We start from the raw sequence: 14,267 nt of genomic DNA on the forward strand, positions 1-14,267 counted from the left end.
GAGCAGGGCCAGCAGGGAGCGGTTGAGGAGGCTGTTGAGGGCCACCGCCCGCTGATGCTGAAGACAGCTGTTGACGGCCTCCTGGAGCAGCTGCCCGGACGTCTGGGTGGGCAGGTCACAGATGTCGCTGGTCGACTCGAACTTGCCGCCGAGAATCTTCAGCGGCAGCGCACTGCCGTCGTGCAGCGCGTCCGCGGCCAGCATGTAGATGATCGTCAGCAGCACGATGCCGGCCATCAGGAACATGCCGCCGTACAGCAGCGTCAGCCGTATCCGGATGGTGGGGCGCAGCCACGGGAAGGGCCGGACGTTGACCGGCCGGGGGTCCCAGGTGGGCTTGGGCGGAGCGGCCGGCGGCGGGCCGGCCGTCTTGGAGAACGAGGGCAGGGAAGGCATCGCCGTCAGATCCGGTATCCCGAGCCGGGGACGGTGACGATCACCGCGGGCTCGCCGAGCTTGCGCCGCAGGGTCATGACCGTGACCCGGACGACGTTGGTGAACGGGTCGGTGTTCTCGTCCCAGGCCTTCTCCAGGAGCTGCTCGGCCGAGACGACCGTGCCCTCGCTGCGCATCAGGACCTCCAGCACCGCGAACTCCTTCGGTGCGAGCTGGACCTCCTTGCCGTCGCGGAAGACCTCGCGCCGGTTGGGGTCGAGCTTGATCCCGGCCCGTTCCAGGACGGGCGGCAGTGCGACGGTCGTACGGCGGCCCAGGGCGCGCACCCGCGCGGTCAGCTCGGTGAAGGCGAACGGCTTGGGAAGGTAGTCGTCCGCACCGATCTCCAGGCCCTCGACGCGGTCGCTGACGTCGCCGGAGGCGGTGAGCATCAGGACGCGGGTGGGCATCCCCAGTTCGACGATCTTGCGGCAGACGTCATCGCCGTGGACGACCGGGAGGTCACGGTCGAGGACGACGACGTCGTAGTCGTTCACCGCGATCCGTTCCAGAGCGGCAGCGCCGTCGTAGACCACGTCGACCGCCATGGCCTCCCGGCGTAGTCCGGTGGCCACCGCATCGGCGAGCAGCTGCTCGTCCTCGACGACGAGAACACGCACGTCGCTAGTCCTTCCTCAGGGCCCTTACGGGCGGGTACAACACTGTCCGAAAGCTCTTCCATCCTGCCCCGAAGAGCCGTAAACCGGCAGTAAGAGGGGTGCGCGGTGGCCGGCGGGCGGGGCCTGGGGCCCGACGCACAGGATTCCTGGGCGGGTTGAGGTTTCCCTGAGGTGGCGGGTGGGGAGGACGACTGCACACCCGCGATCACGCCCTGTTTCTTCGGCTACTTGCCATGGACTGCTCCATCGCAGGGATCACGCCGTGATCGACCCACCCGTCGGCACACCCCCGTGCCCACCGACCCACGACGAGGGGGCGCACATGGACGCTTTCACCGCAGGCATTTTGCAGCGCATAGAGAACACCGAAGCCGATCTGGACCGGGCCCGCGCTGCGGGCGATGACTTCCTCGCCGAGGTCGAGCAGGCAGAGCTTGAAGATCTTCAGCGACTGGCGACCGAGCACGGTGTGCGCCTTGGAGCGGTCAGCGCCTGACCGCTCCCTCGCGCATGACGACAGCGCCCCGGCATCCAGGGGATGGTGCCGGGGCGCTGTCGTGCCCGGACGGGCGTCCGCTCAGTCGTGCCAGGCGCCGAGCTCGTCCAGCAGGGGCTGGAGCTGCGCGAAGAGCTCCGGGGAGGCCGCGAGGGTCAGCTCCAGGGCGGCCTCCCGGCCGGGGCGGCCACCGGTGAGCGCACCGGCCTCGCGGGCGATCAGGGCGCCGGCGGCGAAGTCCCAGGGGTTCAGTCCGCGCTCGTAGTAGGCGTCGAGCCGGCCGCAGGCCACATCGCACAGGTCGATCGCGGCCGAGCCGCCGCGCCGGATGTCACGGACCTGCGGCAGCATCGTGCGCAGCACCTCGGCCTGGGCGGCCCGGCGCTCGGCGAGGTAGGAGAAGCCGGTGCCGAGCAGTGCCTGGGAGAGCGGCGGGGCGGGCCGGTGCCGGATGCGCTCGCCGTTGTTGAACGCGCCACGACCCAGGACGGCCTGGTAGGTCTCGCCGCGCATCGGGGCAGCGACGACCCCGACGACCACCTCGCCGTCCTTCTCCGCCGCGATGGACACGGACCAGGACGGCAGGCCGTAGAGGTAGTTGACGGTGCCGTCGACGGGGTCGATGACCCAGCGGACGCCGCTGGTGCTGTCGGTGCTGGCACCCTCCTCCCCCAGGAAGCCGTCCTCGGGACGGCGCTCCCCGAGGAAGCCGGTGATCAGCTTCTCGGAGGCGATGTCCATCTCGGTGACGACGTCGATGGGGCTGGACTTGGTGGCGGCCACGCCCAGGTCGGCGGGCCGGCCGTCGCGCAGCAGCGTCCCCGCGCGGCGGGCGGCCTCCAGAGCGAGGTCGAGCAGTTCGTCGTACAGCGCTGCGGTCTGCGCCGGGTCGGTCTGCGGGGCGTCGGGGTGCTGCGGATCGGGCACGATGCTCCTTGCTCGGACGAACGGTGGGCGGGCGTACGGGCCTACACGGGGGCCTCGGCGACCGGGCCCCGCCAGTCGGCGCCGGCCGCCGCCGGGCGCGCCGCGCGGGCGGGGCAGCAGCCGACCGGACACAGGTCGTGGCTCGCGCCGAGGGCGCCCAGAGCGCAGCGCTCCGGGGTGCCGCCCCGTTCGGTGGCCGCGCGCTCCAGGAGGAGGTCACGGACCGCCGCGGCGAAGCGGGGGTCGGCGCCCACAGTGGCGGACCGGGCGACCGGCAGTCCCAGTTCGGCGGCCTTGGCGGTGGCCTCGGTGTCGAGGTCGTACTTGACCTCCATGTGGTCGGAGACGAACCCGATGGGGGCCATGACGACGGCCGGGACGCCCGCGGCGTGCTGCTCTTCCAGGTGGTCGCAGATGTCCGGCTCCAGCCAGGGGATGTGCGGGGCGCCGCTGCGGGACTGGTAGACGAGCCGCCAGGGGTGCGCCACCCCGGTCTCCGCGCGGACGGCGTCCGCGATCGTCCGCGCCACGTCCAGGTGCTGAGCGACGTAGGCGCCGCCCTCGCCGTCCCGGGTGTGGTCGCCGGGCGTGCCGGAGGTGTCGGCGGCGGTGGTGGGGATGGAGTGCGTGGTGAAGGCGAGGTGGGCGCCGTCCCGCACGTCCTGGGGCAGTCCGGCGAGGGACGCCAGCACCCCGTCGATCATGGGGCGGAGGAAGCCGGGGTGGTTGAAGTAGTGCCGCAGTTTGTCGACCTGCGGCACGGGCAGGCCCTCGGCGCGCAGGGCGGCGAGCACGTCGGCGAGGTTCTCGCGGTACTGCCGGCAGCCCGAGTACGAGGCGTAGGCGCTGGTCGCCAGGACGGCGATCCGGCGGTGGCCGTCCCGCACCATGGTGCGCAGGGTGTCGGTCAGGTAGGGCGCCCAGTTGCGGTTGCCCCAGTAGACGGGCAGGTCCAGGCCGTGTGCGGCGAAGTCGCCGCGCAGCGCGTCCAGCAGCTCCCGGTTCTGGGCGTTGATCGGGCTGACGCCATCGAACAGGAAGTAGTGCTGCCCCACCTCCTTGAGACGCTCACGGGGGATGCCACGGCCGCGGGTGACGTTCTCCAGGAACGGGACCACGTCGTCGGGGCCTTCGGGGCCGCCGAACGAGAGCAGCAGCAGGGCGTCATAGGGGCTGGGATCACGCTGTTCGGGCATGCCATCGATCCTGCCACCCTTCCCACGGGGGCGACGGGCAGGCCCCGGCGCGGGCCGGACCGGCGGCTCCGGGGCGCCCGAAAACCGGAGGCGGCCGGCGGCTCACCGCCCGTAAGCTGTATCGGCCAAAGACATCCCTTACCGATCTTCGGTCCTCACCGGCGGAGCATCCTCGTTGCCCAGTCCCTACCGCGCCATCTTCGGCCGCCCCGGCACCAAGTCATTCTCCGCCGCCGGACTGCTGGGGAGGATGCCCCTGGCGATGATGAGCATCGGCGTCGTCACGATGGTCTCCCAGCTCACCGGCCGCTACGGCCTGGCGGGCGCGCTCTCCGCGACCCTCGCGCTGTCCGCCGCGGTCCTCGGCCCGCAGATCTCCCGGCTGGTGGACCGGTACGGGCAGCGGCAGGTGCTGCGCCCGGCCACCCTGGTGTCGCTCGCCGCGGTCGCCGGTCTGCTGCTGAGCGCACAGCAGCGCTGGGCGGACTGGCTGCTGTTCGTCTTCGCGGGCTGTGCGGGGTGTGTGCCGAGCGTCGGCTCGATGATCCGGGCGCGCTGGACGGAGATCTACCGGGGCTCCCCGCGCGAGCTGCACACCGCGTACTCCTGGGAGTCGATCGTCGACGAGGCGTGCTTCATCTTCGGGCCGATCCTGTCGATCGGCCTGTCCACCGCCTGGTTCCCGGAGGCCGGGCCGCTGCTGGCCGCCGTCTTCCTGGCCGCCGGGGTGTTCTGGCTGACGGCGCAGCGGGCGACGGAGCCGGTGCCGCATCCGCGGGAGCAGCACACCAAGGGGTCGGCGCTGCGCTCCCGGGGGCTTCAGGTGCTGGTGGTGACGTTTGTGGCGACCGGCGCGATCTTCGGGGCCATCGACGTGGTGACCGTGGCGTTCGCCGAAGAGGTCGGGCACAAGACCGCGGCCAGTCTGGTGCTGGCGGTCTACGCACTCGGCTCCTGTCTGGCCGGTGCCGTCTTCGGGCTGCTGCACCTCAAGGGGCATGCGTCCCGGCGGTGGGTGGTGGGGGTCTGCGGGATGGCGGTGAGCATGGTGCCGCTCCAACTGGTGGGTTCGCTGCCGCTGCTGGCCGTCGCGCTGTTCGTCGCGGGGCTGTCCATCGCCCCGACGATGGTGACCACGATGGCGCTGATCCAGGAGCATGTCCCGCGGTCGAAGCTGACCGAGGGCATGACCTGGACCAGCACCGGCATGGCGGTGGGCGTCGCGCTGGGTTCGTCGGCGGCCGGCTGGGTGGTTGACGCCGCGGGTGCCGCCCGGGGCTATCTGGTGCCGGGGGCCGCCGGTCTGCTCGCCGCGCTGGTGGCGTTCGCCGGCTACCGCAGGCTCCGTCCGCAGCCCACGTCTCCGGTGGCGGACCCGGCCGCAGCCGGCGGGCCGCCGCCCGGCCAGGACGGACCGGTCGGGGAGCGGCAGGACGAGGAGCGCGTCGCGTAGCGGAGGTCCGGCGGAGCTCGCCGATCCGGCCGGTACGGCGGAGCTCGGGCCGGACCGGGCCGTTACGGCGGCGGACCTCGGGCCGGACCCGGCCGTCACGGCGGAGCCCGGGGCGACCCGGCCGTCACCGTGACGCCCGGACCGGACCCGGCCGTTCCGGCGTACGGCGTGAACGGGCGCCGCCCGCTTGCCTGTTACCGGCGGTACGACATGTCCGGGAGCCGGTCGGTTCCAGCCGGTTTCCCGCCCCTGTGATTCCCGTCACCCTACCCGGATGTCGTGTCGGTGACTGACATCATGCGCTCACACCAACGGCGGCCGCATGCGGCCGACCGCGCGCAGGGAGGGGACGTCACCATGGCAGTCAGCAGCGCCGTCGGCGGCTCGGGAGGGCGGGGGCCGGCCACCGGGCCCTGGCGCAACTGGGCGGGCAATGTCACCGCCCGCCCTACTCGGAGCGTGGCCCCGGGGAGCACCGAGGAGCTGGCGGCCGCGGTCCGCGCCGCCGCCGCGGACGGGCTGACGGTCAAGGCGGCCGGCACCGGGCACTCCTTCACGCCGGTGGCCGCCACCGACGGGCTGCTGATCCGCCCCGAGCGGCTCACCGGGGTCCGCAGGGTCGACCGCGAGGCCGGGACCGTGACCGTGGCGGCCGGTACCCCGCTCAAGCACCTCAACGCGACGCTGGCCGCGCACGGGCTGTCGCTGACCAACATGGGCGACATCATGGAGCAGACCGTCTCCGGGGCGGCCGCGACCGGCACCCATGGGACGGGCCGCGACTCGGCGTCGATCGCCGCCCAGATCACCGCCCTCGAACTGGTCACCGCCGACGGCTCGGTCCTGACCTGTTCCGCCGGCGAGAACCCGGAGGTCTTCACCGCGGCGCGGCTGGGCCTGGGCGCGCTCGGTGTGATCAGCGAACTCACCTTCGCCGTGGAACCGGAGTTCCTGCTGACCGCCCGCGAGGAGCCGATGCCCTTCGCCGAGGTGACCGACCGGTTCGATGAGCTCGTCGCCGAGAACGAGCACTTCGAGTTCTACTGGTTCCCGCACACCGGCAGCTGCAACACCAAGCGCAACAACCGCAGCCAGGGCCCGGCGGCGCCCCCCGGGAAGGTCAGCGGCTGGGTCGAGGACGAGCTGCTGTCCAACGGGGTCTTCCAGCTCGCCTGCTCCGTGGGACGGGCGGTGCCGGCCGCCATACCGGGCATCGCCAAGATCTCCAGCCGCGCGCTGTCGGCCCGTACGTACACCGACATCCCCTACAAGGTGTTCACCTCGCCGCGGCGGGTGCGGTTCGTGGAGATGGAGTACGCGCTGCCCCGCGCGGCCGCGGTCGCGGCGCTGGGTGAGCTGAAGGCCCTGGTGGAGCGCTCCGACTTCAGGATCAGTTTCCCGGTGGAGGTGCGCACCGCGCCGGCCGACGACCTCCCGCTGTCCACCGCTTCGGGCCGGGACACCGTCTACCTCGCCGTGCACATGTACCGGGGAACGCCGCACCAGGCGTACTTCGCGGCCGCCGAGCGGATCATGACGGCGCACGACGGGCGCCCGCACTGGGGGAAGCTGCACACCCGCGACGCCGAGTATCTCGCCGACGTCTATCCGCGGTTCGGTGAGTTCACCGCGATCCGCGACCGGCTGGACCCGGAGCGCCGGTTCGCCAACCCGTATCTGCGGCGGGTCCTGGGGGACTGACCGCGACGACGGCCGTACCCCGGCACCCGTAGGGGGCACCGGGGTACGGCCGTCGCGGGTAAGGCCGTCGCGGGTCCACCCGACCCGGCGGTCCGTCCGTAGGGACGGCCCCCATGGGTCGGGAGACAACGAGGGTCAGGAGGCGCCGGGCTCCGGGGCCTGGGGGGCGGACTCCTGCTGGTTGTCCCGGCCTCCCTGGTCCTCGCCGCCGGTCGAACCGTCGCCGCGGCCGGCGTCACCGTCGTCGGCGGACCCGCTCGGTGACGGCTTCGGGGACGGGGGCGTGCCGGGGTCCGGCGACGTCTTGTCGCCGTCGGACGGGCTCGGGTTCGGCGACGGGGAGTCGCCGTCCGTTCCCTTGCCGGTGCCGTCGTCCTCCGACGTGCCCCGGTCCGGGCTCGGCTCACCGCTGTTGCCGTGGCGCTTGCCCTTCTCCGGGGAACCGGGGTCGGGCGAATGCGGCGTGCCGGGCTGCTGCCGGCTGCCTCCCCCGGTCTGGGTGAGGTGGCTCAGCGTGGTGCCCTTCTCGCCGCTCGGCGTCTGCCCGGTGATCAGCTCGGTGCCGGTGACCACCCCCATGGCGAGCACGAACACCGCGAGCGCACCGAGCGCCGGCCGCTTCCAGCCGCGCAGCCGGGTGCCGTACGTCGCGGTGCTGAGCTCCTCGGGCGGTCCGGTCGGGTGCCGTGCCGGCCGGCCGGCGGTCCGGTCGGGTGTCCGGCCCGGCGCCATGGTCCGCTCGTCGAGGCGCGGTACCAGCTGCGTCCGGTCGGCGGGCCGCTCCGGGCCCGCGCCGTCCGCCGTGCGCTGGGCGCCGATCCCGCCGCTGTCGGCGGGCCGCAGCATCCGCGTCGCGTCGTCGGACTGTTCCGGGTGGGCACCCGCCGGATCGCGGCGGCGGGCCTGCTCGGCCCGCGGGATCAGCTGGGTACGGGCCGTGTCGCGCCCGGGTGTTCTGGCGGCGACGGAGGTGACCTGGTCCTCCGTGCCCTGCTTGTCGAAGGTCGGCAGCACCATCGTGGAACCGGCCTGCCGAGCGTGTGGTGCGGTGGATCGATTGCGGGTGACGGAGGAGCGGCGTGGCTTCGGCCGGGTCGTGACCGTCGCCTCCTTGATCTGCTCGCCGGTGCGCCGGAACAGGTGGTGGAATATCGAGCCGCCGGTCGTGGCCACGACACTGACCAGACCCGCGCCGATGATGGTCCCGTAGACGCCGAGCCGGCCCGCGAGGTACGCGGCGACGGCCGCAGCGAGCGCGCTGCCGGCAACCTGAGCCACGCTCAGGTCTATCCGCTTCTCCTTCTTCTTCGTGTCGGTTTCGGTTTCTTCGTCCATCTCCTACCTTTGATAGCCCCTTCGATCCATCTTGCATGGAGAAGTGACCATTCGGCGGAGCCATTGGTTCCGAATTTGGGGAATCTGTGAAACTCGCCACCTGAGCTCCAGGTAGAGAGGTCGACAAGACGACCGAACACCCTTGCCAGCCCAGAAGTTCGGCGGCGCGGCGGTCCACCTAAGTGGTCCAAATGGAGTACTGTGGCGAGCCCTGGCCCCGGTTCCCGTCCGGCTGCCCGGAACCCGCGGGAGGGGCCCTGAAGGCGGCACTCACCGGGGGCGCCGCCGCTCGGCACGGGTGCACGGCGACAGGCAAGGGACACGGTCACTGAGCGTGGCGAACAGGTAACCGTGTCATAACGGCGTTTCAGGGCCAAGCCCCGACACGCCGGGCAACTCGGCAATGTTGTGGCAGGCTGCACCCGGGCAGGCCACACTCGACTAGCGGAAGCAGCGACGCACGTGACGTCGGCAGGCACCACCCGGGAGGTCCCCATGCCCGAACTGCGTGTCGTGGCCGTCTCCAACGACGGCACACGGCTGGTGCTCAAAGCTGCGGACAGCACCGAGTACACGCTTCCGATCGACGAACGGCTGCGCGCCGCCGTCCGCAACGACCGTGCGCGGCTCGGCCAGATCGAGATCGAGGTCGAGAGCCATCTGCGCCCGCGGGACATCCAGGCGCGTATAAGAGCAGGTGCCTCCGCGGAAGAGGTCGCCCAGCTCGCCGGCATCCCCGTCGACCGGGTGCGCCGCTTCGAGGGCCCGGTGCTCGCCGAGCGTGCGTTCATGGCCGAGCGGGCCCGTAAGACCCCGGTACGGCGTCCAGGCGAGAACACCGGCCCGCAGCTCGGTGAGGCGGTCGCGGAGCGGCTGCTGCTGCGCGGCGCCGACAAGGAGAGCGTCCAGTGGGACTCCTGGCGCCGGGACGACGGCACCTGGGAGGTGCTGCTGGTCTACCGCGTCGCGACCGAACCGCACTCGGCGAGCTGGACCTACGACCCGCCGCGGCGGCTCGTCCAGGCCGTGGACGACGAGGCGCGGGCCCTGATCGGCGAGAGCGACGACACGCCCGAGCCGAGCTTCCCGTTCGTACCGCGGATCGCCCGGCTCCCCCGTGACCGGCCGCTGGACCGCGCCCTGGACCGGCAGACGTCCGAGCGTGGCGAGCGCGCGGCGCAGTCCGGCGGTGAGGACGACGAGCCGCGGGTCGCGGAGGAAGCCACCGGTGAGCGGGAGCGGGATTCGCTGACCAGCCTGCTGGAGGCGGTGCCGAGCTTCCGTGGCGACATGGTCGTACCGGAGAGCGTGAAGTCGCCGCAGAGCGACGAGGAGTCCGAGGCCGAGGTCGAGGAGCCGCCCGCCCCGGCGGCGAGTGCGGGCGCGGGTTCCGCGTACGCCGATGTGCTGATGCCGCGCGCGGTGGCCGGGCATCGTGACCGGCTGACCGGGACGACGGACCGGCAGGCCGAGGCGGACGGTGTACGCCCCGGGCGCCGGGCCGCGGTGCCCAGTTGGGACGAGATCGTCTTCGGCACCCGGCGCAAGAAGCCGGAGTAACGGGGCCGCCTGCCCCGAGCGCATCACTTCGTCCGCCCGTCCCGGTTTACCGGGGCGGGCGGACGCGCGTGCTACGGGCCCCGCGGGTGCTCAGCCGGGCTGCGGGCCGGTGGCGACCGGGCGGGACGGGTCGGCCGACCACTCGCTCCAGGAGCCGACGTACAGCGCGGCGGGGATGCCGGCGACCGCGAGGGCCAGCACCTGATGCGCCGCGGAGACCCCGGAACCGCAGTAGACGCCGACCTCGACGTCCGCGGTGGCACCCAGCGACGCGAACCGCTTGGCCAGGTCCGCGGCGTCACGGAAGACGGTGTCACCCTCGACAACGTTCTCGGTGGTCGGCGCGGACACGGCGCCCGGGATGTGGCCGGCGACCCGGTCGATGGGCTCGACCTCGCCGCGGTAGCGCTCGGCGGCCCGGGCGTCCAGCAGGATGCCGCGACGGGCGACGGCGGCCGCGTCGTCCGCCATGAGCAGCGGCAGCGCGCCGGGCAGCGGCGTGAAGTCACCGGCCGGCGGGGCCGGTTGCTCGGTGCTCAGCGCGCCGCCGGACGCCTGCCAGGCGGCGAGACCGCCGTCCAGCACCCGCACCTCGGGGTGACCGGTCCAGCGCAGCAGCCACCAGGCGCGGGCGGCGGCCCAGCCCTGGCCGCCGTCGTAGACGACCACGGGGTGGTCCGCGCGGACCCCGGCGGCCCGCATGGCCTCGGCGAAGGTATCGAGGTCGGGCAGCGGGTGACGGCCGGCCGGGCCGGGGGGTGAGGCCAGTTCACTGTCGAGGTCGACATAGACCGCGCCGGGTACGTGGTCGGCCGCATACTCGGGGCGGCCGGGCGGCCCGCCGAGCTGATAGCGGACGTCCAGAAGCACCGGAGGGGTGGGCCGCGCCAACTCGCTCGCGAGTTCGGTAGCGGTGATGATGGCATTCATAGGACTCATCCTTGCGTAGCGACGACTACGTACAGAAGGTGGGAGCCCACCCTCCGTATGGCGCAGTTACACCCTGCCGTAACTCCGCTGAAACGGCTGGGGAACCCTAAAACGGGCATTCTCCCTCGCGAACGTGTCATGGACGGCGCGGCCGGGGCGCACACGAGGTCACCGGGTGCGAGCATCTGCACGGGACCCGCGCCCGTACCGCACATGGTCAGCGCCCGATGCTCCGAGGAGAGAGTGACAATGACGACCGAGGCAGCGACCCGGCGGATGCCCGGCGCGCCCTGCTGGGTGAGCCTCCTGGCCCACAGCCTGCCCGTGACGCAGGAGTTCTACGGGGCGCTGTTCGGCTGGGAGTTCCGTCCGGGGCCGCAGCATTTCGGTCCGTACTCCCGGGCCTTCCTCGACGGCCGGGAAGTCGCCGGGGTCGGCGAACTGGCGCCCGACCGCCATCTCCCGGTCTCCTGGACCACGTATCTGGCCAGCGACGACGCGGATGTGACCGCCGAACAGATCCGTTCCTGCGGTGGGACGGTGGGCGTCGGACCGCTGGACGCCGAGGACGACACGGGGCGGATGGCCATCGCCTCCGACCCGCAGGGGGCGATCTTCGGTGTCTGGCAGGGCAGGTCGATGATGGGCACCGCGTTCACCGGTGAGCCGGGCACCGCGGTGTGGAACGAGCTGGTCACCCGCGACACCGCCGCCGTCGGGCCGTTCTACGAGCATGTCTTCGGTTTCGAGGCGGAGCCTCTGTCCCCGGACGACTCCGCCGACTTCGACTATCTGACGCTGCATCTCAAGGACCATCCGGTCGCGGGCATCCACGGGGTGGGCGGCGCCCTGCCACGTGACCGGGGCTCCCACTGGATGACGTACTTCGCCGTCTCCGATACGGACGCGGCGGCGCGCCGGGTGACCGAGTTGGGCGGGCATGTGCTGGACGGCCCCCACGACTCCGCGCACGGCAGGCTGGCGACCGTCTCCGACAGTGAGGGCGCCGTGTTCACGCTCATCCAGCGGCGCTGACGGCCGGTCACCTCATCCGCCGGAGGCCGGCTTCCGTCCGCCGGCAGCTGTTACCTCGTGCTGTCGACCGGCAGGACGTCCGGGGAGAGCGCGACCGCGCGGGCGGACGCCGAGGTCTGGCGGCGGCGGTGGTGACGCCGGCACAGCACCTCGTAGCCGACCTCGGCCGGTGGGCCGTCGGCGTCACCGACGACATCGCCGACCACGACCTGGGCGCCCTCGACGACCATCCGGTTGCCGACCGTGCGGGCGTTGTGCGTGGCGCGAGCGCCGCACCAGCACAGCGCCTCGACCTGAAGCACCTCTACCCGGTCGGCCAGTTCGACCAGGCGCTGTGATCCGGGGAAGAGCTTGCTGCGGAAGTCGGTGCTGATGCCGAAGGCGAACACGTCCAGTTCGAGGTCGTCGACGACCCGGGCGAGCTGGTCGATCTGTTCGGGGGCGAGGAACTGGGCCTCGTCGGCGATGACGTAGTCGACCCGGCCGCCGGAGGAGAGCTGGCCGACGACATGCGCGTAGAAGTCCATGTCGTCCGCCGCCTCCACGGCCTCGGTGACCAGACCGAGGCGGGAGGAGAGCTTGCCGTGGCCGGCCCGGTCGTTGCGGCTGTAGATCATTCCCTGCAAGCCACGGGACGAGCGGTTGTGCTCGATCTGTAGAGCCAGTGTCGACTTACCGCAGTCCATCGTTCCGGAGAAGAACACCAGCTCGGGCATGGGTAGTTGCGGGCCTTTCGGGCTCGTGAGGGGGGTGGGGCGGCGGACGGGCAGCCGTACGGGTCAGGTGCGGACTTCCAGGAGCGGCACCAGCTGCTCCACCGGGGTCATGGAGCCGTGCATCCCGACCATCTCCGACTCCCGGGGCTCTCGTTCCGTCGCGATGATCACCATGTCGGCATGGGCGGCCGCGACGACATCACCGATCCTGGCACGCACCCGGTCGTCAACCCGCGGCCCGAACCACCCTGCGGCAATGGCCTCTTCGCGACTGGCCACCCACATCTGCTCACCGACCACCTCGCGCCATACGGCGAGCACATCGGCGGCCGCGCCGGGGTGGGCGTACACATGCCGGGCCCGGCCCTCGCCGCCCAACAGGCGTACGCCGGCGCGCAGTTCCCAGTCCTCGTCGAAGTCGATCCGGGAATCGGGGTCGAACGGGATGTCGATCATGCCGTGGTCGGCGGTGATGTAGAGGGCGCTGCGCGGCGGCAGCTGCTCGGCGAGCCGCTGGGCGAGCCGGTCGACGTACATCAACTGGCCGCGCCAGGCGTCGGAGTTGACGCCGTAGCGGTGTCCCTTGCCGTCGACCTCGGAGTAGTACGTGTAGACCAGCGAACGGTCACCGGCGGCGAGCTGCTCGGCGGCGAGGTCCATCCTCTCCTCGCCGGAGAGCCGGCCGTGGAAGGTGCCGCCGCTGAGCGCAACCTTGGTGAGCGGGGTGTGCTGGAAGGTCGGCGCGGAGACCTGGCAGGTGTGGATGCCGGCGGCGTCCGCGAGCTGGAAGACCGTCGGATACGGCTGCCAGACGTAGGGGTCGGTCCACGGGTACCAGCGCAGCTGGTTCATCAGGGCGCCGGTCGCCGGGTCCTCGCAGGTGTAGCCGGGCAGGCCGTGGGCACCCGGCGGGAGTCCGGTGCCGACCGAGGCGAGGGAGGTGGCGGTGGTGGAGGGGAAGCCCGCGGTGAGCGGACGGCCGCTGCCGTTGAACGAGGTGCCCAGGAGCGAGGTGAGGAACGGTGCCTCCTCCGGGTGCGCACGCAGCAGTTCCCAGCCGAGGCCGTCGATCAGGAAGACACAGGCCCGGTCGGCGGGGGCCAGCTCCATCGCGCCGGCGGTGCCGGGTATGCCCAGCCCGGTGGCGATGGTGGGCAGCAGATCGGCGAGGGAGGCGGTGCCGTATTGCGGTACCGGGGCGCTGAGCGGGTCGAGCGGTTCGGGTTCCGGCCAGGCGGGGGCGGTGTGGACCATCAGCGGGTGGTGGTGGCCGCGGTGGCCTCGGAGAGCGCCTGGGCGAAGGTGAGCGTCTCGCGCACCGAGTCCGGTCCGTCCCCGGCCTCGCTGACCCGCAGCGAGAGGTCGTCGGCGGTGGAGGAGCCCGTGTAGCCGTGGTCCGCCTCGCAGTTGGGGTCGCCGCAGGCGGCCGGCTCCAGGTCCAGGCGGGCGACCGCGCCCCAGCCGATGGTCAGCACGACCTCGCGGGGCAGCTGGCCCGGGGTGTACGACTCCGGGTTGGCGACCACCCGGCTGAGCACCACGGAGGAGATCCGGCCCAGCTTGACGGACTCCGTGGAGGTGGTGGCGTACGGCGACGGGGAGGTGGCGTCGGCGGCCTGCTCGTCGGTGTGGCTGACGATGAAGCGGGTGCCGGTCAGGACCAGGACCGTGACATGGCGGCGGACCTCGTTGGCGTCGAAGGTCGTCTCTTGATGGACGAGGTACGACACCACCGGCTCACCGCCGACCGCGGCCTGCACCGCCTCGGCCACGAGCGTCGGGTAATAGCCACTGCGCTCGATCGCCGCGCGCAGCCCCTGGGTCGTCGTACCGGTCTTAGCCATGGAGTCCATCTTACGGGGC

The 14,267-nt window shown here is 72.3% G+C and carries 13 protein-coding genes and 1 pseudogene; 5 read left to right on the plus strand and 9 right to left on the minus strand.

The window, feature by feature from the left end; all coding sequences use genetic code 11:
* Both AC3EUV_RS24650 and AC3EUV_RS24655 read right to left on the minus strand, forming a co-directional pair.
* Positions 1-396: pseudogene (locus AC3EUV_RS24650) on the minus strand (two-component sensor histidine kinase); the annotation flags it as partial.
* Positions 397-401: 5 nt separating this feature from the next.
* Positions 402-1,055, minus strand: coding sequence for a response regulator transcription factor (locus tag AC3EUV_RS24655; RefSeq protein ID WP_006602630.1), 654 nt, complete (start codon positions 1,053-1,055; stop codon positions 402-404).
* Between the two features lie 322 nt (positions 1,056-1,377).
* Here AC3EUV_RS24655 and AC3EUV_RS24660 point away from each other — a divergent pair, with 322 nt between their 5' ends.
* On the plus strand, positions 1,378-1,551 hold the full coding sequence (locus AC3EUV_RS24660) for a hypothetical protein (protein ID WP_432143910.1): 174 nt from the start codon (positions 1,378-1,380) through the stop codon (positions 1,549-1,551).
* Positions 1,552-1,632: 81 nt separating this feature from the next.
* Here the strand turns inward: AC3EUV_RS24660 and AC3EUV_RS24665 are convergent, their stop codons facing one another.
* Positions 1,633-2,478: an inositol monophosphatase family protein gene (locus AC3EUV_RS24665; protein WP_432143911.1), complete on the minus strand. Its 846-nt coding sequence runs from the start codon at positions 2,476-2,478 to the stop codon at positions 1,633-1,635.
* Between the two features lie 41 nt (positions 2,479-2,519).
* The gene (locus AC3EUV_RS24670) at positions 2,520-3,674 is read right to left on the minus strand and encodes a ferrochelatase (protein WP_435603929.1); all 1,155 of its coding nucleotides are present in this window, start codon (positions 3,672-3,674) and stop codon (positions 2,520-2,522) included.
* Positions 3,675-3,849: 175 nt separating this feature from the next.
* Here AC3EUV_RS24670 and AC3EUV_RS24675 point away from each other — a divergent pair, with 175 nt between their 5' ends.
* Both AC3EUV_RS24675 and AC3EUV_RS24680 read left to right on the plus strand, forming a co-directional pair.
* The gene (locus AC3EUV_RS24675) at positions 3,850-5,127 is read left to right on the plus strand and encodes an MFS transporter (RefSeq protein ID WP_432143913.1); all 1,278 of its coding nucleotides are present in this window, start codon (positions 3,850-3,852) and stop codon (positions 5,125-5,127) included.
* A gap of 357 nt (positions 5,128-5,484) precedes the next feature.
* The gene (locus AC3EUV_RS24680; protein WP_435603930.1) at positions 5,485-6,828 is read left to right on the plus strand and encodes a D-arabinono-1,4-lactone oxidase; all 1,344 of its coding nucleotides are present in this window, start codon (positions 5,485-5,487) and stop codon (positions 6,826-6,828) included.
* Positions 6,829-6,963: 135 nt separating this feature from the next.
* Here the strand turns inward: AC3EUV_RS24680 and AC3EUV_RS24685 are convergent, their stop codons facing one another.
* On the minus strand, positions 6,964-8,163 hold the full coding sequence (locus AC3EUV_RS24685; protein ID WP_435603931.1) for a hypothetical protein: 1,200 nt from the start codon (positions 8,161-8,163) through the stop codon (positions 6,964-6,966).
* Between the two features lie 495 nt (positions 8,164-8,658).
* Between AC3EUV_RS24685 and sepH the strand changes: the two genes are divergently transcribed.
* Positions 8,659-9,723: a septation protein SepH gene (gene sepH / locus AC3EUV_RS24690; RefSeq protein ID WP_432143916.1), complete on the plus strand. Its 1,065-nt coding sequence runs from the start codon at positions 8,659-8,661 to the stop codon at positions 9,721-9,723.
* A gap of 90 nt (positions 9,724-9,813) precedes the next feature.
* Here the strand turns inward: sepH and AC3EUV_RS24695 are convergent, their stop codons facing one another.
* Positions 9,814-10,653 carry a sulfurtransferase gene (locus AC3EUV_RS24695; protein ID WP_435603932.1) on the minus strand — a complete coding sequence of 280 codons (840 nt, stop codon included), beginning with the start codon at positions 10,651-10,653 and terminating at the stop codon, positions 9,814-9,816.
* A 249-nt stretch (positions 10,654-10,902) separates the two neighbouring features.
* On the opposite strand from AC3EUV_RS24695, the gene AC3EUV_RS24700 reads away from it, so the two are divergent.
* A complete protein-coding gene (locus tag AC3EUV_RS24700) occupies positions 10,903-11,688 on the plus strand; it encodes a VOC family protein (protein WP_435603933.1) in 786 nt (261 codons plus the stop codon).
* Between the two features lie 50 nt (positions 11,689-11,738).
* On the opposite strand, the gene AC3EUV_RS24705 is transcribed toward AC3EUV_RS24700, so the two are convergent.
* From AC3EUV_RS24705 to AC3EUV_RS24715, 3 genes are all read right to left on the minus strand, one after another.
* Complete coding sequence (locus AC3EUV_RS24705; protein ID WP_432143919.1) at positions 11,739-12,404, minus strand: thymidine kinase; 666 nt, start codon at positions 12,402-12,404, stop codon at positions 11,739-11,741.
* A gap of 63 nt (positions 12,405-12,467) precedes the next feature.
* Positions 12,468-13,658: an alkaline phosphatase family protein gene (locus AC3EUV_RS24710; RefSeq protein ID WP_432143920.1), complete on the minus strand. Its 1,191-nt coding sequence runs from the start codon at positions 13,656-13,658 to the stop codon at positions 12,468-12,470.
* Positions 13,658-14,248 (minus strand): DUF5998 family protein, encoded by a 591-nt coding sequence (locus tag AC3EUV_RS24715; RefSeq protein WP_006602644.1) that lies wholly within the window; start codon positions 14,246-14,248, stop codon positions 13,658-13,660. Before AC3EUV_RS24715 ends, AC3EUV_RS24710 begins: the two co-directional genes overlap by 1 nt.
* Positions 14,249-14,267 lie beyond the last annotated feature (19 nt).

The organism is Streptomyces sp. bgisy130 (assembly GCF_057708345.1).

What these genes read in the sequence shown, in the direction of transcription:
- AC3EUV_RS24660 (WP_432143910.1), top strand. Translation starts at nt 1,378, where the DNA reads ATGGACGCTTTCACCGCAGGCATTTTGCAGCGCATAGAGAACACCGAA.
- AC3EUV_RS24670 (WP_435603929.1), bottom strand. Translation starts at nt 3,674, where the DNA reads ATGCCCGAACAGCGTGATCCCAGCCCCTATGACGCCCTGCTGCTGCTC.
- AC3EUV_RS24680 (WP_435603930.1), top strand. Translation starts at nt 5,485, where the DNA reads ATGGCAGTCAGCAGCGCCGTCGGCGGCTCGGGAGGGCGGGGGCCGGCC.
- AC3EUV_RS24685 (WP_435603931.1), bottom strand. Translation starts at nt 8,163, where the DNA reads ATGGACGAAGAAACCGAAACCGACACGAAGAAGAAGGAGAAGCGGATA.
- sepH (WP_432143916.1), top strand. Translation starts at nt 8,659, where the DNA reads ATGCCCGAACTGCGTGTCGTGGCCGTCTCCAACGACGGCACACGGCTG.
- AC3EUV_RS24695 (WP_435603932.1), bottom strand. Translation starts at nt 10,653, where the DNA reads ATGAATGCCATCATCACCGCTACCGAACTCGCGAGCGAGTTGGCGCGG.
- AC3EUV_RS24700 (WP_435603933.1), top strand. Translation starts at nt 10,903, where the DNA reads ATGACGACCGAGGCAGCGACCCGGCGGATGCCCGGCGCGCCCTGCTGG.
- AC3EUV_RS24705 (WP_432143919.1), bottom strand. Translation starts at nt 12,404, where the DNA reads ATGCCCGAGCTGGTGTTCTTCTCCGGAACGATGGACTGCGGTAAGTCG.
- AC3EUV_RS24710 (WP_432143920.1), bottom strand. Translation starts at nt 13,658, where the DNA reads ATGGTCCACACCGCCCCCGCCTGGCCGGAACCCGAACCGCTCGACCCG.
- AC3EUV_RS24715 (WP_006602644.1), bottom strand. Translation starts at nt 14,248, where the DNA reads ATGGCTAAGACCGGTACGACGACCCAGGGGCTGCGCGCGGCGATCGAG.